The 21,441-nt window shown below is 70.9% G+C and carries 18 protein-coding genes; 17 read left to right on the top strand and 1 reads right to left on the bottom strand.

All coding sequences use genetic code 11. The annotated features are described in order from the left end of the window. Position 1 precedes the first annotated feature (1 nt). From IE257_RS00850 to IE257_RS00790, 13 genes are all read left to right on the top strand, one after another. The gene (locus IE257_RS00850; protein ID WP_189963519.1) at positions 2-1,708 is read left to right on the top strand and encodes a UDP-N-acetylmuramoyl-L-alanyl-D-glutamate--2,6-diaminopimelate ligase; all 1,707 of its coding nucleotides are present in this window, start codon (positions 2-4) and stop codon (positions 1,706-1,708) included. Continuing rightward, positions 1,705-3,135: a UDP-N-acetylmuramoyl-tripeptide--D-alanyl-D-alanine ligase gene (locus tag IE257_RS00845; protein WP_189963517.1), complete on the top strand. Its 1,431-nt coding sequence runs from the start codon at positions 1,705-1,707 to the stop codon at positions 3,133-3,135. Before IE257_RS00850 ends, IE257_RS00845 begins: the two co-directional genes overlap by 4 nt. After that, positions 3,132-4,202 (top strand): phospho-N-acetylmuramoyl-pentapeptide-transferase, encoded by a 1,071-nt coding sequence (mraY, locus tag IE257_RS00840; RefSeq protein ID WP_189963515.1) that lies wholly within the window; start codon positions 3,132-3,134, stop codon positions 4,200-4,202. Before IE257_RS00845 ends, mraY begins: the two co-directional genes overlap by 4 nt. Next, positions 4,184-5,701 carry a UDP-N-acetylmuramoyl-L-alanine--D-glutamate ligase gene (murD, locus tag IE257_RS00835; protein WP_189963513.1) on the top strand — a complete coding sequence of 506 codons (1,518 nt, stop codon included), beginning with the start codon at positions 4,184-4,186 and terminating at the stop codon, positions 5,699-5,701. Before mraY ends, murD begins: the two co-directional genes overlap by 19 nt. A gap of 70 nt (positions 5,702-5,771) precedes the next feature. Then, positions 5,772-7,133, top strand: coding sequence for a putative lipid II flippase FtsW (ftsW, locus tag IE257_RS00830; RefSeq protein WP_189963511.1), 1,362 nt, complete (start codon positions 5,772-5,774; stop codon positions 7,131-7,133). Between the two features lie 6 nt (positions 7,134-7,139). After that, on the top strand, positions 7,140-8,234 hold the full coding sequence (gene murG / locus IE257_RS00825; protein ID WP_030010979.1) for an undecaprenyldiphospho-muramoylpentapeptide beta-N-acetylglucosaminyltransferase: 1,095 nt from the start codon (positions 7,140-7,142) through the stop codon (positions 8,232-8,234). A gap of 31 nt (positions 8,235-8,265) precedes the next feature. Continuing rightward, the gene (locus tag IE257_RS00820; RefSeq protein WP_308277907.1) at positions 8,266-9,147 is read left to right on the top strand and encodes a cell division protein FtsQ/DivIB; all 882 of its coding nucleotides are present in this window, start codon (positions 8,266-8,268) and stop codon (positions 9,145-9,147) included. Positions 9,148-9,426: 279 nt separating this feature from the next. Continuing rightward, positions 9,427-10,632, top strand: a complete 1,206-nt coding sequence (ftsZ, locus tag IE257_RS00815) for a cell division protein FtsZ (RefSeq protein WP_052872570.1) — start codon at positions 9,427-9,429, stop codon at positions 10,630-10,632. Then, positions 10,629-11,432 (top strand): peptidoglycan editing factor PgeF, encoded by an 804-nt coding sequence (gene pgeF, locus IE257_RS00810; protein ID WP_229920038.1) that lies wholly within the window; start codon positions 10,629-10,631, stop codon positions 11,430-11,432. The genes ftsZ and pgeF overlap by 4 nt, the downstream gene beginning before the upstream one ends. Beyond that, a complete protein-coding gene (locus IE257_RS00805; RefSeq protein ID WP_189963509.1) occupies positions 11,419-12,138 on the top strand; it encodes a YggS family pyridoxal phosphate-dependent enzyme in 720 nt (239 codons plus the stop codon). Before pgeF ends, IE257_RS00805 begins: the two co-directional genes overlap by 14 nt. 149 nt (positions 12,139-12,287) lie before the next feature. Next, positions 12,288-12,905, top strand: a complete 618-nt coding sequence (locus tag IE257_RS00800; RefSeq protein WP_030031797.1) for a cell division protein SepF — start codon at positions 12,288-12,290, stop codon at positions 12,903-12,905. A gap of 60 nt (positions 12,906-12,965) precedes the next feature. After that, the gene (locus IE257_RS00795) at positions 12,966-13,262 is read left to right on the top strand and encodes a YggT family protein (RefSeq protein ID WP_189963507.1); all 297 of its coding nucleotides are present in this window, start codon (positions 12,966-12,968) and stop codon (positions 13,260-13,262) included. A gap of 82 nt (positions 13,263-13,344) precedes the next feature. Further along, a complete protein-coding gene (locus IE257_RS00790; RefSeq protein WP_189963505.1) occupies positions 13,345-14,559 on the top strand; it encodes a DivIVA domain-containing protein in 1,215 nt (404 codons plus the stop codon). 216 nt (positions 14,560-14,775) lie between these two features. Here the strand turns inward: IE257_RS00790 and ileS are convergent, their stop codons facing one another. Then, the gene (ileS, locus tag IE257_RS00785) at positions 14,776-17,922 is read right to left on the bottom strand and encodes an isoleucine--tRNA ligase (protein ID WP_189963504.1); all 3,147 of its coding nucleotides are present in this window, start codon (positions 17,920-17,922) and stop codon (positions 14,776-14,778) included. Positions 17,923-18,540: 618 nt separating this feature from the next. Between ileS and IE257_RS00780 the strand changes: the two genes are divergently transcribed. The 4 genes from IE257_RS00780 (at position 18,541) to IE257_RS00765 (ending at position 21,426) form a co-directional block, all read left to right on the top strand. Beyond that, positions 18,541-19,290 carry a TraR/DksA family transcriptional regulator gene (locus tag IE257_RS00780; protein WP_189963502.1) on the top strand — a complete coding sequence of 250 codons (750 nt, stop codon included), beginning with the start codon at positions 18,541-18,543 and terminating at the stop codon, positions 19,288-19,290. A gap of 143 nt (positions 19,291-19,433) precedes the next feature. Beyond that, positions 19,434-19,976, top strand: coding sequence for a signal peptidase II (lspA, locus tag IE257_RS00775; RefSeq protein WP_229920092.1), 543 nt, complete (start codon positions 19,434-19,436; stop codon positions 19,974-19,976). 41 nt (positions 19,977-20,017) lie between these two features. Continuing rightward, on the top strand, positions 20,018-20,959 hold the full coding sequence (locus tag IE257_RS00770) for an RluA family pseudouridine synthase (protein WP_189963497.1): 942 nt from the start codon (positions 20,018-20,020) through the stop codon (positions 20,957-20,959). Next, entirely contained in the window at positions 20,956-21,426 is a 471-nt protein-coding gene (locus IE257_RS00765; RefSeq protein ID WP_189963496.1) for a GNAT family N-acetyltransferase, read from the top strand. The genes IE257_RS00770 and IE257_RS00765 overlap by 4 nt, the downstream gene beginning before the upstream one ends. Positions 21,427-21,441: the final 15 nt, after the last annotated feature.

Raw genomic sequence — 21,441 nt, 5'->3', positions numbered from 1 at the left:
AGTGACAACGATCACCCCGAAACCCGGGAACCGGACGACCGGCGAAGCCGAGGCCGGGCCCTCACTTCGCGGGCGGCCCGCCGCGCCCGGTACGCTCACCGCCGTGCCCCACGCTGATCAGCCCAGAACCGCCCAGAAAGTCCCGGCAACGCCGCCGGGAGCGCCCCGGCCCGCGTCCGCCAGCCCGAGCCCGCTGGGCGAGCTGGCCACCCTGCTGGGCATCCCCGCGCCCGGTGCGGCGCAGATCACCGGCATCACGCACGACTCCCGTGCGGTCCGCCCCGGTGACCTGTACGCGGCCCTTCCGGGAGCCAGGACCCACGGCGCCGACTTCGCCGCCCAGGCGGCCGGCCTCGGCGCCGCCGCCGTACTGACCGACCCCGCGGGGTCGGAACGCGCCGCGGCGACCGGCCTGCCGGTCCTCACGGTCGACGACCCGCGCGGCCGGATGGGAGAGCTCGCCGCCGCGATCTACGGCCGCCCCGGCGAGGACCTGCTCCAGATCGGCATCACCGGTACCTCCGGCAAGACCACCACGGCGTACCTCGTCGAGGGCGGTCTGCGCGCGGCGGGCCGCAGCACCGGGCTGGTCGGCACCGTCGAGATGCGCATCGGCGACGAGCGCATCAAGTCCGAGCGGACCACCCCCGAGGCCACCGACCTCCAGGCCCTCTTCGCGGTCATGCGCGAACGCGGGGTCGAGGCCGTGGCCATGGAGGTCTCCAGCCACGCACTGGTGCTCGGCCGGGTCGACGGCTGCGTCTTCGACGTCGCCGTCTTCAACAACCTCAGCCCGGAGCACATGGAGTTCCACTCCGACATGGAGGACTACTTCCAGGCCAAGGCGGGGCTCTTCACGGCCCGCCGGGCCCGCCTGGGCGTGGTCAACCTCGACGACGAGTACGGCCGCCGCCTGGCCAAGGAGGCGACCGTCCCGGTCGTCACCTTCTCCGCCGCGGGCGACCCGGCCGCCGACTGGCGTGCCGAGGACGTGGTGTTCGGACCGGCGAGCTCCACCCTGACCCTGCTGGGCCCCGAAGGACAGCGCGTACGGGCCACCGCGCCGCTGCCCGGCCCGTTCAACGTGGCCAACACCGTTGCCGCGATCGTCACGCTCGCCGCCGCCGGCCTCGACCCGCAGACCGCCGCCGACGGCGTCGCCGCGGTCCCCGGGGTCCCCGGCCGGCTGGAGCGGGTGGACGCGGGACAGCCGTACCTCGCCGTCGTCGACTACGCGCACAAGACGGACGCCGTGGAATCGGTGCTGCGCGCGCTGCGCGAGGTCACCGAGGGCAAGCTGCACATCGTGCTCGGCTGCGGCGGCGACCGCGACACCACCAAGCGCGGCCCGATGGGCGCCGCGGCCGCCCGGTTCGCCGACGTGGCCGTACTGACCTCCGACAACCCGCGCTCCGAGGACCCGCTCGCGATCCTCGCCGCGATGTTCGAGGGCGCCGTGTCCGTACCGCCCGCCGAGCGGGGCACCGTCCTCGTCGACGCCGACCGGGCCGCGGCCATCGCGGCCGCCGTCGCCCGCGCCCGGCCCGGTGACACCGTGCTGGTGGCCGGCAAGGGCCACGAGCAGGGCCAGGACACCGCCGGTGTCGTCCGCCCCTTCGACGACCGCACGGTGCTCCGTGCCGCGATCGAGCACCAGGCCGTGCTCGATCGGAAGATTCAGGTCCGACAGGCCGAGGTGAACCAGTGATCGCCCTTTCCCTCGCCGAGATCGCCGACATCACCGGCGGGCGGCCCCACGACATACCGGATCCGTCCGTCCAGGTCACCGGTCCCGTGGTCTACGACTCCCGCGAGGTCGCGCCGGGCAGCCTGTTCGCCGCCTTCGTGGGCGAGCGGGTGGACGGCCACGACTACGCCGAACGCGCGGTGTCCGCGGGAGCCGTGGCCGTCCTCGCCACCCGGCCCGTCGGCGTACCGGCCGTCGTCGTCCCCGATGTGGTGGCCGCCCTCGGAGCGCTCGCCCGGGCCGTGGTCACCCGCCTGGGCACCGACGTCGTGGCCCTCACCGGGTCCGCAGGCAAGACCTCCACCAAGGACCTCATCGCGCAGGTGCTCCAGCACCACGCGCCGACCGTGTGGACCCCCGGGAACCTCAACAACGAGATCGGCCTGCCGATCACGACGCTGCGCGTCACCGAGGAAACCCAGCACCTGGTCCTGGAGATGGGCGCCCGCGGCATCGGCCACATCCGCTACCTCACCGGACTGACGCCCCCGCGGATCGGTCTGGTCCTCAACGTCGGCACCGCCCACATCGGCGAGTTCGGCGGCCGTGAGCAGATCGCGCAGGCCAAGGGGGAGCTGGTCGAGGCGCTGCCGGCCGAGGCGGAGGGCGGCGTCGCCGTGCTCAACGCCGATGACCTGCTGGTTCGCGGGATGGCCGCGCGCACGAAGGCCCGTACGGTCCTGTTCGGCGAGGCCGACGACGCCGAGATCCGGGCCACCGAAGTCCGGATGACGGACAGCGGACAGCCTTCCTTCACACTGCACACACCGACCGGGTGCAGTGACGTGACCTTGCGGCTGTACGGTGAGCACCACGTGTCGAACGCGCTCGCCGCGGCCGCCGTCGCCCATGTTCTTGGCATGTCCGCACAGGAGATCGCCACGGCACTCTCCGGAGCGGGCACGCTGTCCCGGTGGCGGATGGAGGTCACCGAGCGGGCGGACGGTGTGACGATCGTCAACGACGCCTACAACGCGAACCCCGAGTCCATGCGGGCCGCACTGCGCGCGCTCGCCGCGATGGGCGGTGCCGGCAGGGCGAACGGGGGACGCACGTGGGCGGTGCTCGGCCCGATGGCCGAGCTCGGAGACGACGCGCTCGCCGAGCACGACGCGGTCGGACGACTTGTCGTCCGGCTCAACGTGAGCAAGCTCGTCGCAGTCGGGGGCAGGGAAGCCTCCTGGCTGCAACTGGGCGCATATAACGAGGGTTCGTGGGGTGAGGAGTCGGTGCTCGTGTCCGACGCGCAGGCGGCGGTCGACCTGTTGCGCAGTGAACTGCGCCCGGGTGACGTCGTGCTGGTGAAGGCTTCCAGGTCGGCCGGTCTGGAGCGGGTGGCCCAGGCGCTGCTCGACAGCACTGTCGAGGGCGAGGTCGCCGACCGATGAGGCAGATCCTGTTCGCCGGTGTCATCGGCATGTTCCTCACCGTTGTCGGTACCCCGTTGCTGATCAAGCTTCTGGCCCGCAAGGGCTACGGCCAGTTCATCCGCGACGACGGCCCCCGCGGCCACGCCGGGAAGAAGGGCACGCCCACGATGGGCGGTATCTCCTTCATCCTGGCGACGCTCATCGCGTACGCCCTGACGAAGGTGCTCACCGGCAGCGAACCGAGCTTCTCGGGCCTGCTCGTCCTGTTCCTGATGGCGGGCATGGGCATCGTCGGGTACCTGGACGACTACATCAAGATCGTCAAGCGGCGTTCGCTGGGTCTGCGGGCCAAGGCGAAGATGTCCGGCCAGCTGATCGTCGGCATCGCCTTCGCGGTGCTGGCCCTCCAGTTCAAGGACTCGCGCGGGTTGACCCCGGCCTCCACCAGGCTGTCGTTCGTCACGGACTTCGGCTGGTCGATCGGCCCGGTGCTGTTCGTGGTCTGGGCGCTGTTCATGATCCTGGCGATGTCCAACGGCGTGAACCTCACCGACGGTCTGGACGGTCTCGCGACCGGCGCCGCCGTGATGGTCTTCGGTGCCTACACCTTCATCGGCGTGTGGCAGTTCCAGGAGTCCTGCGCCATGGCGGCCGACCTCACGAACCCGAACGCCTGCTTCGAGGTACGCGATCCGCTCGACCTCGCCGTCGTCGCCTCCGCCCTCATGGGCGCCTGCTTCGGCTTCCTGTGGTGGAACACCTCGCCCGCCAAGATCTTCATGGGTGACACCGGCTCGCTCGCCCTCGGCGGCGCGCTCGCGGGCCTGGCCATCTGCTCCCGCACGGAGTTCCTGATGGCGCTCCTCGGCGGCCTCTTCGTACTCATCACGATGTCGGTCGTCATCCAGGTCGGCTCCTTCAAGATGACCGGCAAGCGCGTCTTCCGGATGGCGCCGCTCCAGCACCACTTCGAGCTCAAGGGCTGGTCCGAGGTCCTCGTCGTGGTCCGCTTCTGGATCATCCAGGGCATGTGCGTGATCGTGGGTCTCGGTCTCTTCTACGCGGGATGGGCAGCCGACAAGTGACGGCCTGGCAGGACAAGAACATCACCGTCGCCGGTCTCGGCGTGAGCGGCATCAGTGCCGCCCGCGCCCTGGCCGGCCTCGGCGCAGTGGTGACCGTCGTCGACAACGGCGACGGCGACGCGCAGCGCGCCCGGGCCGCCGAACTCGCAGCGGAGGGCATCACCGTCCGCCTCGGCCGCCTGGAGGACGGCGGCCACGCGGGAGAGGTCCTGCCCGAAGGCACCGAACTGGTCGTCACCTCGCCCGGCTGGAAGCCCGACAGCCCGCTGTTCGAGGCCGCCGCCGCGGCCGGTGTGGACGTGGTGGGGGACGTCGAGATCGCCTGGCAGCTGCGCGAGGTGGGCCAGGAGCTGCGCGCCGCGCGCTCCGGCGCGGCGGACGCCTCGGCGCCCCGCAAGGACCCGGCGCCCTGGCTCGCGATCACCGGCACCAACGGCAAGACCACCACCACGCAGATGCTGGCGTCGATCCTGAAGGCCGCGGGCCTGCGCACCGCCGCCGTCGGCAACATCGGCACGCCGATCATCGACGTGGTGCTCGGCGAGCAGGAGTACGACGTGCTCGCCGTGGAACTCTCCAGCTACCAGCTGCACTGGGCGCCCTCGCTGCGCGTCCACTCGGCGGCCGTGCTCAACCTGGCCCCGGACCACCTCGACTGGCACGGCTCGATGGAGGCCTACGCGGCCGACAAGGGCCGGATCTACGAGGGCAACACGGTCGCCTGCGTCTACAACGTGGCCGACAGGGCCACCGAGGACCTGGTCGTCGAGGCCGACGTCGAGGAGGGCTGCCGGGCGATCGGATTCACCCTCGGCGCCCCCGGCCCCTCCATGCTCGGCATCGTCGACGGGATCCTCGTCGACCGGGCCTTCGTCGAGAACCGGCAGAAGAACGCCCAGGAGCTCGCCGAGGTCAAGGACGTCAACCCGCCCGCCCCGCACAACATCGCCAACGCGCTCGCCGCGGCCGCCCTGGCCCGCGCCTTCGGCGTGGAGCCGCGCGCGGTCCGCGACGGGCTGCGCGACTTCCGTCCGGACGCCCACCGCGTCGCGTACGTGGACGAGGTCGCCTCGGTCACCTACATCGACGACTCCAAGGCCACCAACACGCACGCGGCCGAGGCCTCCCTCGCGGCCTTCGAGCCGGTCGTCTGGATCGCCGGGGGCCTGGCCAAGGGCGCGACCTTCGACGAGCTCGTGCAGAAGTCCGCGAAGCGGCTGCGCGGCGCGGTGCTGATCGGCGCCGACCGGGCGCTCATCGCCGAGGCGCTGGCGCGACACGCCCCCGAGGTCCCGGTCGTCGACCTCGACCGGACCGACACTGGGGCGATGCTCGCAGCGGTCCGGGAAGCCGCCGCGCTCGCCGAGCCCGGCGACACGGTCCTGCTGGCACCTGCCTGCGCCTCGATGGACATGTTCGCGAACTACAACAAGCGTGGGGACGCATTCGCCGACGCAGTGCGCGAACTGGCCGCCGAGAACGCTGCGGACACGGCCTAGGCCGGGAGCTCCGGGACAGGTTCCCTCCGGCCGGCTGCTCGCCTCGTACGAGTGGAGGGGAAGATCACAGATGCCGGCCAAGCAGATGCTGCCGGGGCGGCGGCCGTCCGCCGTGAAGGCGCAGGGCCGCAAACGCCCTGCGGTGGGTTCGAAGCGGCCCGCCGGGCGCGGGCCGCTGGCCGGCTTGCGGCGTACGCAGCGGCAGTTGCAGAAGGCCTGGGACCGCCCGCTCACGGCCTATTACCTGATTTTCGGCAGTTCGCTGCTCATCACCGTGCTGGGTCTGGTGATGGTGTACTCCGCGTCGATGATCAAGGCCCTCCAGCTCGGCCTCGGTGACGCGTACTTCTTCAAGAAGCAGTTCCTGGCCGCCCTCATCGGCGGCGCACTCCTGCTGGCCGCCTCCCGGATGCCGGTCAAACTGCACCGCGCGCTCTCGTACCCGGTGCTCGCCGGCACGCTCTTCCTGATGGTCCTGGTCCAGGTTCCGGGGATAGGCGTCTCGATCAACGGCAACCAGAACTGGATCTCCCTCGGTGGTCCGTTCATGCTCCAGCCCAGCGAGTTCGGCAAGCTGGCACTGATCCTGTGGGGCGCCGACCTGCTGGCACGCAAGGGCGACAAGGGGCTGCTGAGCCAGTGGAAGCACCTGCTGGTGCCGCTGGTCCCGGTGGCCTTCCTGCTGCTCGGGCTGATCATGCTGGGCGGGGACATGGGCACCGCGATGATCCTCGGCGCCATCCTCTTCGGTCTGCTCTGGCTGGCCGGGGCCCCGACCCGGATGTTCGTCGGGGTGCTCGCCTTCGCGGGTGCGATCGTCGCACTGCTCATCAAGACGAGCCCGCACCGGATGGACCGGCTGGAGTGCCTCGGCGCGACAGAACCGGGCAAGAACGACCTTTGCTGGCAGGCCGTTCACGGGATCTACGCCCTCGCATCGGGCGGCTGGTTCGGTTCCGGCCTGGGTGCAAGTGTGGAAAAATGGGGGCAACTACCCGAAGCCCACACCGACTTCATCTTCGCCATCACCGGGGAGGAATTGGGTCTGGCGGGGACACTGTCGGTGCTCGCCCTGTTCGCGGCCCTAGGCTATGCGGGTATCCGCGTGGCCGGACGCACGGAGGATTCCTTCGTACGGTTTGCCGCGGGAGGCGTGACCACCTGGATCACGGCCCAGGCCGTGATCAACATCGGTGCGGTGCTCGGCCTGCTGCCGATCGCCGGAGTCCCGCTCCCGCTGTTCTCCTACGGAGGGTCAGCCCTGCTGCCGACCATGTTCGCGGTCGGACTGCTCATCGCCTTCGCGAGGGAGGAGCCGGCGGCGCGCGCGGCCCTCGCGATGCGGCAGCCGAAGACCGGCTGGCGGCGGACCGGGGTGAGATGGAAGTCGATGAGACGGCGCGTCAAGAAGCGTCCGTCCGGAGAGCGGTGAATTTCGGTGCATGTCGTACTCGCCGGTGGGGGGACCGCCGGCCACATCGAGCCGGCGCTCGCCCTCGCGGACGCCCTGCGCAGGCAGGACCCTTCAGTGGGCATCACCGCCCTCGGCACGGAGCGCGGACTTGAGACCCGCCTGGTGCCGGAACGCGGTTACGAGCTGGGGCTGATCCCCGCCGTACCGCTGCCCCGCAAGCCGACCCCGGAACTGATCACCGTCCCCGGGCGGCTGCGCGGCACCATCAAGGCCGCGGAGGAGATCCTCATCCGCACCAAGGCCGACTGCGTCGTCGGCTTCGGCGGGTACGTGGCACTGCCCGGCTACCTGGCGGCCAAGCGGCTCGGGGTGCCGATCATCGTCCACGAGGCCAACGCCCGGCCCGGACTGGCCAACAAGATCGGCTCCCGGTACGCGCACGCCGTCGCGGTCTCCACCCCCGACAGCAAGCTGCGCGGGGCCCGCTACGTGGGCATCCCGCTGCGCCGCTCGATCTCGACCCTCGACCGGGCCGCGGTCCGCCCCGAGGCGCGCGCCGCCTTCGGCCTGGACCCCAACCTGCCCACGCTGCTGGTCTCCGGTGGCTCGCAGGGCGCCCGTCGCCTCAACGAGACGATCCAGCAGGTCGCGCCGACCCTCCAGCGCTCCGGAATCCAGATCCTGCACGCCGTCGGGCCGAAGAACGAACTGCCGCGTGTCGACAACATGCCCGGGATGCCGCCGTATGTGCCGGTACCGTACGTGGACCGGATGGATCTCGCGTACGCCGCCGCCGACATGATGCTGTGCCGCGCGGGTGCGATGACCGTCGCCGAACTCTCCGCCGTGGGGCTTCCCGCCGCCTACGTCCCGTTGCCGATCGGCAACGGTGAACAGCGGCTCAACGCCCAGCCGGTGGTCAAGGCCGGCGGCGGCCTGCTCGTGGACGACGCGGAGCTGACGCCCGACTGGGTGCTCAGCCAGGTCCTCCCGGTGCTGTCCGACCCGCACCGCCTCTACGAGATGTCCCGCGCCGCCGGTGAGTTCGGCCGCCGGGACGCCGACGAGCTCCTGGTCGGCATGGTGTACGAGGCGATCGCGGCCCACAGGTCCCGCTGAGGCGGGTAGCGCAGACGTAGGAGGCACAGGAGTGGCCGGAGGGACGACCGCACAGCGCGGAACACCGTTTTCTGATCGGTCCGGCCCGTCCGCCCGCAAGGGCGCCGGCGCTCCCAAGCCGCCCAAGCCACCGAAGCGCCCCAAGGCCCCGAAGGGCCCGGAGGGCACCAAGTCGGCCCGCAGGCCCGGCCCCGGGGGCCCCGGCGCACGCCTGCGCCGGGGGCCCGTGCTGGCCTCCCTGGCCGCAGCGGTGCTCCTCGTCGCGGGCGGCACCTGGGTCCTCTACGGCTCCTCCTGGCTCCGCGTCGAGAAGGTCTCCGCCGCCGGCATGGACGTGCTCACCTCCGAGCAGGTCCTCGGCGCGGCCGCCGTTCCCGTCGGAGCGCCGCTGGTGAGCGTGGACACCGACGAGATCGAGGCCCGCGTCCGCGGCAGGCTGCCCCGCATCGATTCGGTCGATGTGGTGCGGGCCTGGCCGCACGGGATCGGTCTGAAAGTGACGGAACGCAAACCCGTCCTGCTCATCAAAAAGGACTCCGACTTCGTGGAAGTGGACGCATCGGGTGTGCGATTCGACACTGTTCCGAAAGCGCCCGCGGGTGTTCCGGTCCTCGAATTGAACGCCGGTCGATCGCCGAGTGCCCGCCGCTTCGACGAGGAGCGGCTGCTGCACGAGGCCGTGCTCGTCGCGGGCGCCCTCCCGGAACCGATCGCCGAGCAAACCGTGCAGGTCAAGGTGGGTTCCTACGATTCGGTCGTCCTGGAGCTGACCGGCGGGCGCTCCGTGACGTGGGGGAGCGGCGAACAGAGCGACGCGAAGGGGCGCGCGCTGAACGCTTTGTTGAAGGCCGCGCCCAAGGCCGGTCACTTCGACGTGAGCGTCCCCACCGCCCCTGCTGTGTCCGGGAGTTGACGTCCGGTCCAACAGCGGCGCACCCTGGTTGGCCAGCGATACGGGTGATCACATAGGGTGAAAAGAAAAACGGGAGGTTCGGCGTGTTCGTTGAACACGCGCTACTTGTCGACTTAGTGTCCTGTTCGGAAGAGTCCGAGGAACAGACACACCCCTAACCCTAAACTTCAGGGTGAGGGTTCGGGTCGGCGCGTTCGGACCGTCCCTATTTCGGCATCAGTCGTCGCAACGCAGGCCCGCGAGGCGGCGACACGTAACTCGAGGCGAGAGGCCTTCGACGTGGCAGCACCGCAGAACTACCTCGCAGTCATCAAGGTCATCGGTGTCGGCGGCGGTGGTGTCAATGCCATCAACCGAATGATCGAGGTCGGTCTCAAGGGCGTCGAGTTCATCGCCATCAACACGGACGCCCAGGCGCTGTTGATGAGCGACGCCGACGTCAAGCTCGACGTCGGCCGGGAACTCACCCGTGGCCTCGGCGCCGGCGCCAACCCGGCCGTCGGTCGCAAGGCGGCAGAGGACCACCGCGAGGAGATCGAGGAGGTCCTCAAGGGGGCCGACATGGTCTTCGTCACCGCCGGTGAGGGCGGCGGCACCGGCACCGGCGGCGCACCCGTCGTCGCCAACATCGCGCGCTCGCTGGGCGCCCTGACGATCGGTGTGGTCACCCGGCCGTTCACCTTCGAGGGCCGGCGCCGTGCGAACCAGGCGGAGGACGGCATCGCCGAGCTCCGCGAAGAGGTCGACACCCTCATCGTCATCCCCAACGACCGGCTGCTGTCCATCTCGGACCGCCAGGTCAGCGTGCTCGACGCCTTCAAGTCGGCCGACCAGGTCCTGCTCTCGGGCGTCCAGGGCATCACCGACCTCATCACGACCCCGGGTCTGATCAACCTCGACTTCGCCGACGTCAAGTCCGTGATGTCCGAGGCGGGCTCGGCCCTGATGGGCATCGGCTCGGCCCGCGGCGACGACCGCGCGGTGGCCGCGGCCGAGATGGCGATCTCCTCGCCGCTGCTCGAGGCGTCCATCGACGGCGCCCGCGGCGTGCTGCTCTCCATCTCCGGTGGCTCGGACCTCGGTCTCTTCGAGATCAACGAGGCCGCGCAGCTGGTCAGCGAGGCCGCTCACCCCGAGGCGAACATCATCTTCGGCGCCGTCATCGACGACGCGCTCGGCGACGAGGTACGGGTCACCGTCATCGCGGCCGGGTTCGACGGCGGACAGCCCCCGGCCCGCCGGGACAACGTCATCGGCGCCGCGTCCACCAAGCGCGAGGAGCCGGCCCCGGCTCCGGTCCGCGCCGCCGAGCCGGCCCGCCCGGCCTTCGGCGGACTCGGCTCGGTCACCCCCCGTGAGGAGCCCCCGGCTCCGGTCGAGGCGGCTCCGGTCGAGGTCCAGGCCCCCGCGCCGCAGGTCCCCACGGCCCGCCCGTACCAGGACAGCCCGGCCGAGGAGCTGGATGTCCCGGACTTCTTGAAGTGACACCGGAGCAGCATCACGTGGGCGGCGCCCACTTCGCCTTCACCGACCGGTGGGGCGGGGTGAGCGCCGTTCCGTACGAGGAGCTCAATCTCGGCGGCGCGGTCGGAGACGACCCGGCCGCCGTTCTCGCGAACCGGGCACGGGCGGCGCGCTCCCTGGGGCTCGCCCCGGACCGGGTGGTCTGGATGAACCAGGTGCACGGCCGGGACGTGGCGGTGGTGGACGGGCCCTGGGGCGCGGACGCCGACGGCGGTGAGCAGCAGGTTCCCGCGGTGGACGCGGTGGTGACCGCCCGTCGGGGACTCGCCCTGGCGGTACTCACGGCCGACTGCACGCCCGTCCTGCTGGCCGACCCCGTCGCCGGGGTCGCGGCCGCCGCCCACGCGGGGCGGCCGGGGCTGGTCGCAGGGGTGGTGCCCGCCGCGGTGGAGGCGATGGTCGCTCTCGGGGCCGACCCCGGTCGGATCCTGGCCCGTACGGGACCCGCGGTCTGCGGACGCTGCTACGAGGTGCCCGCGCAGATGCGGGAGGCGGTGGCCGAAGTGGTCCCCGCCGCCCGGGCCGAGACCGGCTGGGGGACACCGGCCGTGGACGTGGTCGCCGGGGTGCACGCCCAGCTCGCGGAGGCGGGGGTGGTGAACAGCAGCCGCTCCCCGGTCTGCACACTGGAGTCGCGGGACCACTTCTCGTACCGCCGCGACCGGGTGACCGGGCGGCTTGCCGGTTATGTCTGGTTGACGGAGGATTCCCGGGGGGCGACCCCCGGACTCCCGGGGGAAAAGAAGAATGACGGATCGTAAGGCGCAGCTCGCCGAGAACCTGGCGCGGGTGGAGGAACGTATCTCGTCCGCCTGCGCGGGGGCGGGACGGGCGCGGGACGAGGTGACGCTCATCGTGGTCACCAAGACCTACCCCGCGAGCGACGTACGACTGCTGGCGGAGCTGGGTGTCCGTCATGTTGCGGAGAATCGGGACCAGGATGCCGCCCCCAAGGCCGCGGCCTGCTCGGATCTGCCGCTCAGCTGGCACTTCGTCGGCCAGTTGCAGACGAACAAAGTCCGTTCTGTGGCGGGATACGCACACGTGGTGCAGTCGGTCGACCGACCGAAACTCGTGACCGCCCTCTCGGCGGCCGCGGTGAGCGCCGACCGCGAGCTCGGCTGCCTCGTGCAGATCGCCCTCGACGCGGAGTCGGGGGAGCGCGGGACCCGGGGAGGGGCGGCGCCGGAGCAGCTCGCGGAACTGGCGGACCTCGTCGCCGGGGCCCCCGGACTGCGCATCGACGGCCTGATGACGGTCGCTCCGCTGTCCGGCCACTACGCGGGACGCGAACAGGCCGCTTTCGAGCGGTTGATGGAATTGTCATCCCGCATGCGCGTGGACCATCCGGCTGCCACGATGGTGTCGGCCGGGATGAGCGCAGACCTGGAACAGGCCGTTGTGGCCGGTGCGACACATGTACGCGTCGGCACTGCGGTACTCGGCGCGAGACCCCGGCTCGGGTAACGTCGCGAAGAAAGTCGGACCACAGCAGAAAATATGGTCATTCCCGCTGATGAGCGGGCAGACCACGTGGATCGCGGGCAGTTGGTGACATTCGTGACACGGCGGCACCTGCGACAGGGCGATCCACCACAGAGCGGAGGACTCGGAGAATGGCCGGCGCGATGCGCAAGATGGCGGTCTACCTCGGCCTCGTGGAGGACGACCGGTACGACAACCCGGGGTACGACCCCGACGACGAGTTCGAGCCCGAGCCGGAGATGGAGCGGGCTCGGGAGCGGGATCGCCGACAGCAGCCCGTGCACCAATCGCCCGTATCGGACGAACCGGTACGAGCCGTACAGCCTCCGGCGCAGCGTGAGCCCATCCCAATTCCGGTGGAAAACGGACGTCCTGCGCGAATCGCCCCCGTGGCATCCATCACACCTGATCGCACGAACCTGGAGAAGAACGCCCCCGTGATCATGCCCAAGGTCGTCTCCGAGCGGGAGCCGTACCGCATCACGACGCTGCACCCCCGGACCTACAACGAGGCCCGTACCATCGGGGAACACTTCCGTGAGGGCACTCCGGTGATCATGAACCTCACGGAGATGGACGACACGGATGCGAAGCGTCTCGTGGACTTCGCCGCCGGACTCGTGTTCGGTCTGCACGGCAGCATTGAACGCGTGACACAGAAGGTGTTCCTGCTGTCGCCTGCTAACGTCGATGTCACGGCGGAGGACAAGGCTCGCATCGCGGAGGGCGGGTTCTTCAACCAAAGCTAGACCGATCCGTCAGATACGGGACCGGGAACAGAGCGGGAAACGGGGAGAGGGAAGCGCGGGATGGGCGTCGCACTACAGGTGGTCTACATCGCGCTGATGTGCTTCCTCATCGTGCTGATCTTCCGACTGGTCATGGACTACGTGTTCCAGTTCGCACGTTCATGGACACCCGGCAAGGCGATGGTGGTCGTTCTGGAGGCCACCTACACTGTCACCGATCCACCGCTCAAGCTTCTTCGGCGGGCCATTCCGCCGTTGCGTCTCGGGGGCGTGGCACTCGACCTGTCCTTCTTCGTTCTGATGATCATCGTTTACATCCTCATCAGTCTCGTCAGCGGTGCTGCGAGAAGCGTATGAACGATGAACTTCTCCGCGCGCGCGGGGACGATCCCGATACGGTCTTGCCGACTGCCGACGACTACGTAGAGGTGAAGAAGACATGCCGCTGACTCCCGAGGACGTGCGGAACAAGCAGTTCACAACCGTCCGCCTCCGAGAAGGCTATGACGAGGACGAGGTCGACGCCTTCCTCGACGAGGTCGAGTCCGAACTGACGCGCCTGCTGCGCGAGAACGAGGACCTGCGCGCGAAGCTGGCTGCCGCCACGCGTGCCGCCGCGCAGAACCAGCAGCAGCAGGGCATGCGCAAGCCCGAGCCCCAGGACCAGCGCGGCCCCGGTGCCCCCGTGCCCGCGGCCATATCCGGCCCGCCGCAGCAGCAGAACCCGCAGATGGGCCCGCCCCAGCTGCCGGGTGGCGCGCCGCAGCTCCCGCCGGGCCCCGGCGGCCAGGGCCAGCAGGGCCCCGGCCCGATGGGCGGCCCCATGGGCGGCCCCATGCAGCAGCACCCCATGGGTGGCCCCCAGGGCATGGGCCAGCAGCAGCAGCAGATGCAGCAGCAGTCGATGGGCGGCCAGAACCCGCTCGGCCAGCAGATGCAGCCGATGGGCCAGCAGATGCAGCCGATGGGGCAGCAGATGCAGCCGATGGGCCAGCAGATGCAGCAGATGCAGCAGCCGCAGCTCCCGCAGCAGGGCCCCGGCGGCGACAGCGCCGCCCGCGTCCTGTCGCTGGCGCAGCAGACCGCCGACCAGGCGATCGCGGAGGCCCGCTCCGAGGCCAACAAGATCGTCGGCGAGGCCCGGTCGCGCGCCGAGGGCCTGGAGCGGGACGCCCGCGCCAAGGCCGACGCGCTGGAGCGGGACGCCCAGGAGAAGCACCGCGTCGCGATGGGCTCCCTGGAGTCCGCCCGCGCCACGCTGGAGCGCAAGGTCGAGGACCTGCGGGGCTTCGAGCGTGAATACCGTACGCGTCTGAAGTCCTACCTGGAGTCGCAGCTGCGTCAGCTGGAGACCCAGGCCGACGACTCCCTGGCCCCGCCGCGCAACCCGGCCGGTCCCGCGCTGCCGCCGTCGCCGTCGCCCTCGATGGCTCCGGCCGGCGCGATGGGCCACTCCATGGGCGGTCCCTCGATGGGTGGCCCGTCCCCCATGGGCGGTCCCTCCCCGATGGGTGCCCCGTCCTACGGCGGCAACCAGCAGCAGATGTCCCCGGCGATGACCCAGCCGATGGCTCCGGTGCGGCCGGCTGCGCCGCAGCCGATGCAGGCGCCGTCGCCGATGCGGGGCTTCCTGATCGACGAGGACGACAACTAGGCGCCGCCGCCGTCTCTGCGGTCGGCAGCCGCGCTCTACGGGCCGGGCCCGAGGTTCTACGGAACCTCGGGCCCGGCCCGTTTTGCTGCCCGGGTGCGGCCCGGCTCCGGGGGTCCGGGGCGGAGCCCCAGGAAACGGTGAAAGGGCGGGGTGGGGAAAAGCAAGAGCGGCCCGTACCGCCCCGGAGGGGGAGGTACGGGCCGCTCGGGGCCGGAGTCAGGCCTTGCGGAGGCGGAACGTCAGGCCGAGGGGCTGGTCCGTGAACTCGGCGCCGTACGTGCCGTCGGCCGGACCCTGGGCGAAGTCCGTGGCGAGGACCTCGTCCGCGATCAGGGCCGCGTGGTCCGTCAGGGCCGTGACGATCCCCGCGTCCGCGGAGGACCACCGCAGCGCGATCCGGTCCGCGACGTCCAGGCCGGAGTTCTTCCGGGCCTCCTGGATCAGGCGGATCGCGTCACGGGCCAGGCCCGCCAGCCGCAGCTCCGGGGTGATCTCCAGGTCCAGGGCGACCGTCGCGCCCGAGTCGGACGCCACCGACCAGCCCTCGCGCGGGGTCTCCGTGATGATGACCTCCTCCGGGGTGAGGGCGACCTGCTCGCCGTTCACCTCGACCGAGGCGGTGCCGGACCGCAGGGCCAGTGACAGCGCCGCCGCATCGGCCGCGGCCACGGCCTTCGCCACGTCCTGCACGCCCTTGCCGAAGCGCTTGCCCAGTGCCCGGAAGTTCGCCTTCGCCGTCGTGTCCACCAGGGACCCGCCGACCTCGGACAGGGAGGCCAGGGAGGAGACGTTCAGCTCCTCCGTGATCTGGGACTGGAGCTCCGGGGACAGGGCGTCGAAGCCGACCGCCCCGACCAGGGCCCGGGAGAGCGGCTGGCGGGTCTTGACGCCCGACTCGGCGCGCGTCGCCCGGCCCAGCTCCACCAGGCGGCGGACCAGCTGCATCTGCTGGGACAGGGCCGGGTCGATCGCCGCCCGGTCCGCCACCGGCCACGACGACAGGTGCACCGACTCCGGGGCGTCCGGCGTGACCGGGACGACCATGTCCTGCCAGACCCGCTCCGTGATGAACGGCGTGAGGGGCGCGAGCAGCCGGGTGACCGTCTCGACCACGTCGTGGAGGGTGCGCAGCGCGGCCGCGTCGCCCTGCCAGAAGCGGCGGCGCGAGCGGCGGACGTACCAGTTCGACAGGTCGTCCACGAAGGCGGAGAGGAGCTTGCCCGCGCGCTGGGTGTCGTACGTCTCCATCGCGTCGGTGACCTCGGCGACGAGCGTGTGGAGCTCCGAGAGCAGCCAGCGGTCCAGGACCGTGCGGTCGGCCGGGGCCGGGTCGGAGGCGGACGGCGCCCAGTTCGACGTACGGGCGTACAGGGCCTGGAAGGCGACCGTGTTCCAGTACGTGAGGAGGGTCTTGCGGACGACCTCCTGGATCGTGCCGTGGCCCACGCGGCGGGCCGCCCAGGGGGAGCCGCCGGCCGCCATGAACCAGCGCACCGCGTCGGCGCCGTGCTGGTCCATGAGCGGGATCGGCTGGAGGATGTTGCCCAGGTGCTTGGACATCTTGCGGCCGTCCTCGGCGAGGATGTGGCCCAGGCAGACCACGTTCTCGTAGGAGGACTTGTCGAAGACGAGGGTGCCGACCGCCATCAGCGTGTAGAACCAGCCGCGCGTCTGGTCGATGGCCTCCGAGATGAACTGCGCCGGGTAGCGCTTCTCGAAGATCTCCTTGTTCTTGTACGGGTAGCCCCACTGCGCGAACGGCATCGAGCCCGAGTCGTACCAGGCGTCGATGACCTCCGGGACCCGGACGGCCTCCAGGGAGCAGCCCTCGTGGGTGCAGGTGAAGGTGACCTCGTCGATGTACGGGCGGTGCGGGTCCAGGTTCGAGTGGTCCTGGCCGGACAGCTCGGAGAGCTCGGCGCGCGAGCCCACGCAGGTGAGGTGGTTCTCCTCGCAGCGCCAGATCGGCAGCGGGGTGCCCCAGTAGCGGTTGCGGGACAGCGCCCAGTCGATGTTGTTGTTCAGCCAGTCGCCGAAGCGGCCCTGCTTGACGGAGTCCGGGAACCAGTTGGTCTTCTCGTTCTCCCGCAACATCGCGTCCTTGACGGCGGTGGTGCGGATGTACCAGGACGGCTGCGCGTAGTAGAGCAGGGCCGTGTGGCAGCGCCAGCAGTGCGGGTAGCTGTGCTCGTAGGCGATGTGCTTGAAGAGCAGGCCGCGCGCGTCGAGGTCGGCGGTCAGCTTCTCGTCGGCCTTCTTGAAGAAGACGCCGCCGACGAGCGGGACCTCCTCCTCGAAGGTGCCGTCGGGGCGGACCGGGTTCACGACGGGCAGGCCGTACGCGCGGCAGACCGCGAGGTCGTCGGCGCCGAAGGCGGGGGACTGGTGGACCAGACCCGTGCCGTCCTCGGTCGTGACGTACTCGGCGTTCACGACGTAGTGGGCCGGAGCCGGGAACTCGACGAGCGAGAACGGGCGCTCGTACGTCCAGCGCTCCATCTCCTTGCCCGTGAAGGTCTCGCCGGTGGCCTCCCAGCCCTCGCCGAGGGACTTCTCCAGCAGCGGCTGGGCGACGACCAGCTTCTCGTTGCCGTCCGTGGCCACCACGTAGCTGACCTCGGGGTGCGCGGCCACGGCCGTGTTGGACACCAGGGTCCACGGGGTCGTCGTCCAGACCAGCAGCGCCGCCTCGCCCGCGAGGGGGCCGGAGGTCAGCGGGAAGCGGACGTAGACCGAGGGGTCCACGACGGTCTCGTAGCCCTGGGCCAGCTCGTGGTCGGAGAGGCCGGTGCCGCAGCGGGGGCACCAGGGGGCGACGCGGTGGTCCTGGGTGAGCAGGCCCTTGTTGAAGATCTCCTTCAGCGACCACCACACGGACTCGACGTACTCGGGGTCCATGGTCCGGTAGGCGTCGTCCAGGTCGACCCAGTAGCCCATCCGGGTCGTGAGCTCGGTGAACGCGTCGGTGTGGCGGGTCACGGACTCGCGGCACTTGGCGTTGAACTCGGCGATGCCGTACGCCTCGATGTCCTGCTTGCCGTTGAAGCCCAGCTCCTTCTCGACGGCGAGCTCGACGGGCAGGCCGTGGCAGTCCCAGCCGGCCTTGCGGGCGACGTGGTAGCCGCGCATGGTGCGGAAGCGGGGGAAGACGTCCTTGAAGACGCGGGCCTCGATGTGGTGCGCGCCGGGCATGCCGTTCGCGGTGGGCGGGCCCTCGTAGAAGACCCACTCGGGGCGGCCCTCGGACTGCTCCAGGGTCTTGGCGAAGGTCTTGCTCTCGCGCCAGAAGTCGAGGACGGCATGCTCGAGGGCAGGCAGGTCGACCTGGGCGGGTACCGGGCGGTACTGCGGCGGTGTGGTCATGAGGCTGAACTCTTCCTCCGGCGGGGTGTCACTTCCGTCCGGAGGGACGAGAGTCGTTCCTGACCATCCAGGACGCCTGCTCCCGCGGTACCACCCTCCTTGGCCGTCGGACGGATCCGATGGCCCCCTCATTGGGGTGCGAAGCCGGTTCTACTCGCCGTACGGGGATCCCGTGCGGGCTTTCTTCCGGCGGCTCAGGGGTGATCCTTCACATCGCGCTCGCCCCCGGGCTCTCACCGTCCCCGGGTCGCTCCTGGCTGCGTACGACGCTACTCGTCCCCGTCCATGCCTTTCGCTGGGCCCAGTGTACGGGCCCGGGGGGTGCGCGGCAGACCGGTTTACGGGGGCCCTTGCGGGGGCCCGCGGCCCGGCGTGGCGGGGCCGCGGGGAGGGTCCGCGTGCGACCCCCGTACGCCCCCGGCGTGACCCGAATGGGCCCGGGGTGCCGGTTTCGACTCGGGTGGGGCGGGAGGGGCGGATTACCGGGGCTCCTGATGGGCACAACGGATGCAGGTTGACCTCGATGGATGCGTGCCCCGTTGCCGCGGGGCCGGTGTCGATTTATCGTTCCGGCACGATTCGCGAGCAAAGATCACAGTATGTGAAGGGGCCGCGGCCATGGTGGCGAAGAAGACCGCCGGGAGTACTGCCAAGAAGGCTGTCGGGAAGGCCGCCGGGAAGGCGGAGGGCTCCGAGGACGCGGCTCCCGCCAAGAAGGCGGCCGCTGCCCGGAAGACCGCCGCCGGCGCGCGCGCACCGGACGGGAAGGCGACCGCCGTCAAGAAGACGACCGCCGTCGAGAAGCGGACGGTCACGGCCAAGAAGGCCGGGGCCGAGGGGGCGGCGCATGCCGCGAAGAAGACGGGAGTCCGGAAAGTGGTTGCCAAGAAGAGCGCAGGTGCGGCGAGGAAGACGGCCGCGGCCGCCACCAGCGGGCTCCCCAAGGCACGGGCCACGGCGGCCCTGGCCCCCGGCGAGCTCGCCGTACGGCCCGGGGAGGACCCCTGGACCCCCAAGGAGGTCGAGGACGCGCGTACGGAGCTCCTGTCGGAGGTGCTGCGACTGCGGGCCGAGCTGGACGCCTCCGAGGTGGCCATCTCCGGCCTGATGCGGGACTCCGGCGACGGTGCGGGCGACGACCAGGCCGATACGGGCACCAAGAACATCACCCGGGAGTCCGAGCTGGCGCTCGCGGCGAACGCCAGCTCGATGCTGGAGCAGACCGAGCGGGCCCTGGAACGGCTGGAGGCGGGCACCTACGGGCTCTGCGAGAACTGCGGGCAGCCCATCGGCAAGGCCAGGATGCAGGCCTTCCCCCGGGCCACGCTCTGCGTGGACTGCAAGCAGAAGCAGGAGCGGAGGCACTAGGTCGTCTCTCCCCCCAGTAGCAGGGTCCGGCGAGGTGGGGCAGGCGGTGCGTGGGGACCCTGACGTACCCTCGTGTCCGTCAGGGTCCAGGAGGAGCCTGGTTCGAGCTAGTTCGAGGGACTCACGTGGCAGAGGCGGAGCGCATCATCGGTACGCCGGAGGTCGGGGACGACACCCAGCCTGAGTCCGCCGGGCCCAAGGGGCGCCGTCGGATCACGGCTCTGCTCGTCGTGGCGTTGCTCGCCTACCTGCTGGACCTCGGCACGAAGATGCTGGTCGTGGCGAAGCTGGAGCACCAGCCGCCGATCGAGATCATCGGTGACCTGCTGAAGTTCGAGGCGGTCCGCAACCCGGGCGCGGCCTTCGGCTTCGGCGAGGCCTTCACCATCATCTTCACCTGCATCGCGGCCTCCGTGATCGTGGTGATCGTGCGGCTGGCCCGCAAGCTCTACAGCCTGCCGTGGGCGATCGCGCTCGGCCTGCTGCTGGGCGGCGCGCTGGGCAACCTGACCGACCGGATCTTCCGTTCGCCGGGCGTGTTCCGGGGCGCGGTCGTCGACTTCATCGCGCCGGCCCATTTCGCCGTCTTCAACCTCGCCGACTCCGCGATCGTGTGCGGCGGCATCCTGATCGTCCTGCTCTCCTTCAAGGGGCTGGACCCGGACGGGACCGTCCACAAGGACTGATCGCGGGACGGCGCGTCCGCCCCGTCCTGCATACTCGACGGGTGAGTACGATTCCCGAGATCCGCACCCTGCCCGTTCCCGATGGCCTCGAGGGCGAGCGCGTCGACGCCGCCATCGCCCGTATGTTCGGGTTTTCCCGGACGAAGGCGGCCGATCTCGCGGCCGCGGGAAAGGTGTCGGTCGACGGCAGTGTCGTCGGGAAGTCCGAGCGCGTGCACGGTGGCGCCTGGCTCGAAGTCGAGATGCCCGAGCCGGCCCGGCCGGTCGAGGTCGTCGCCGAGCCCGTCCCCGGCATGGAGATCATCCATGACGACGACGACATCGTCGTGATCATGAAGCCGGTGGGCGTCGCCGCCCACCCGAGCCCCGGCTGGACCGGCACCACCGTCATCGGTGGCCTCGCCGCGGCCGGCTACCGCATCTCCACCTCCGGCGCCTCCGAGCGCCAGGGCATCGTGCACCGCCTCGACGTCGGCACGTCCGGCCTGATGGCCGTCGCGAAGTCGGAGCGCGCGTACACCTCGCTCAAGAACCAGTTCCGCGAGCGGATCGTGGACAAGCGCTACCACGCGCTGGTCCAGGGCCACCCGGACCCGATGAGCGGCACGATCGACGCGCCCATCGGCCGCCACCCCAGCGCCGACTACAAGTGGGCGGTGACCCAGGACGGCAAGGCGTCCGTCACCCACTACGACCTGATCGAGGCCTTCCGCGCGGCCTCGCTGCTGGACATCAAGCTGGAGACGGGGCGTACGCACCAGATCCGCGTGCACATGTCCGCGCACCGCCACCCCTGCGTCGGCGACCTGACCTACGGCGCCGACCCGACCGTCGCCAAGCGCCTCGGCCTCACCCGGCAGTGGCTGCACGCGGTCCGCCTCGGCTTCGAGCACCCGTCGGACGGCCAGTGGGTCGAGTTCGAGAGCACCTACCCGGCCGACCTCCAGCACGCCCTGGACGTGATCCGGGCGGAGAGCGAGTGACCTCGCCGGTCGAGGTCCGGGTCGCCGTCTCGGAGGAGGACCTGAAGTCCTGCTTCGCGGTGCGGTCCGAGGTCTTCGTGGTCGAGCAGTCGGTGCCGGAATCGATCGAGTACGACGCGTACGACGCGGACGCGGTGCACGTCCTGGCCGTGGGCGCGGACGGAGTGCCGCTGGGCACGGGCCGGCTGCTGCACGGCGACGCTGCGCTGGCGAAGACCGGCGGCGCGCACGGCGTGGGCTCGCTGGGGCGGCTGGCCGTACGGAAGGCCGCGCGCGGGCTGGGCGTGGGCGTGCGGCTGGTCCGCGCGATCGAGGCGGAGGCGGCCCGGAGAGGGCTGACCGCGGTCGACCTGGGCGCGCAGACGCATGCGCTGGGCTTCTACGAGCGGCTCGGTTACGCGGCCTACGGCCCGGAGTTCCAGGACGCGGGCATCCCCCACCGCGCCATGCGCCGCCCCCTGCCGTAGCCGGAACGGTGCGGC

Origin of the sequence: Streptomyces avidinii (assembly GCF_014650695.1) — a bacterium.
In the GTDB taxonomy this organism is placed as follows: Bacteria; Actinomycetota; Actinomycetes; order Streptomycetales; family Streptomycetaceae; genus Streptomyces; species Streptomyces avidinii.
This window is presented reverse-complemented; position numbering and strand designations above follow the sequence as displayed.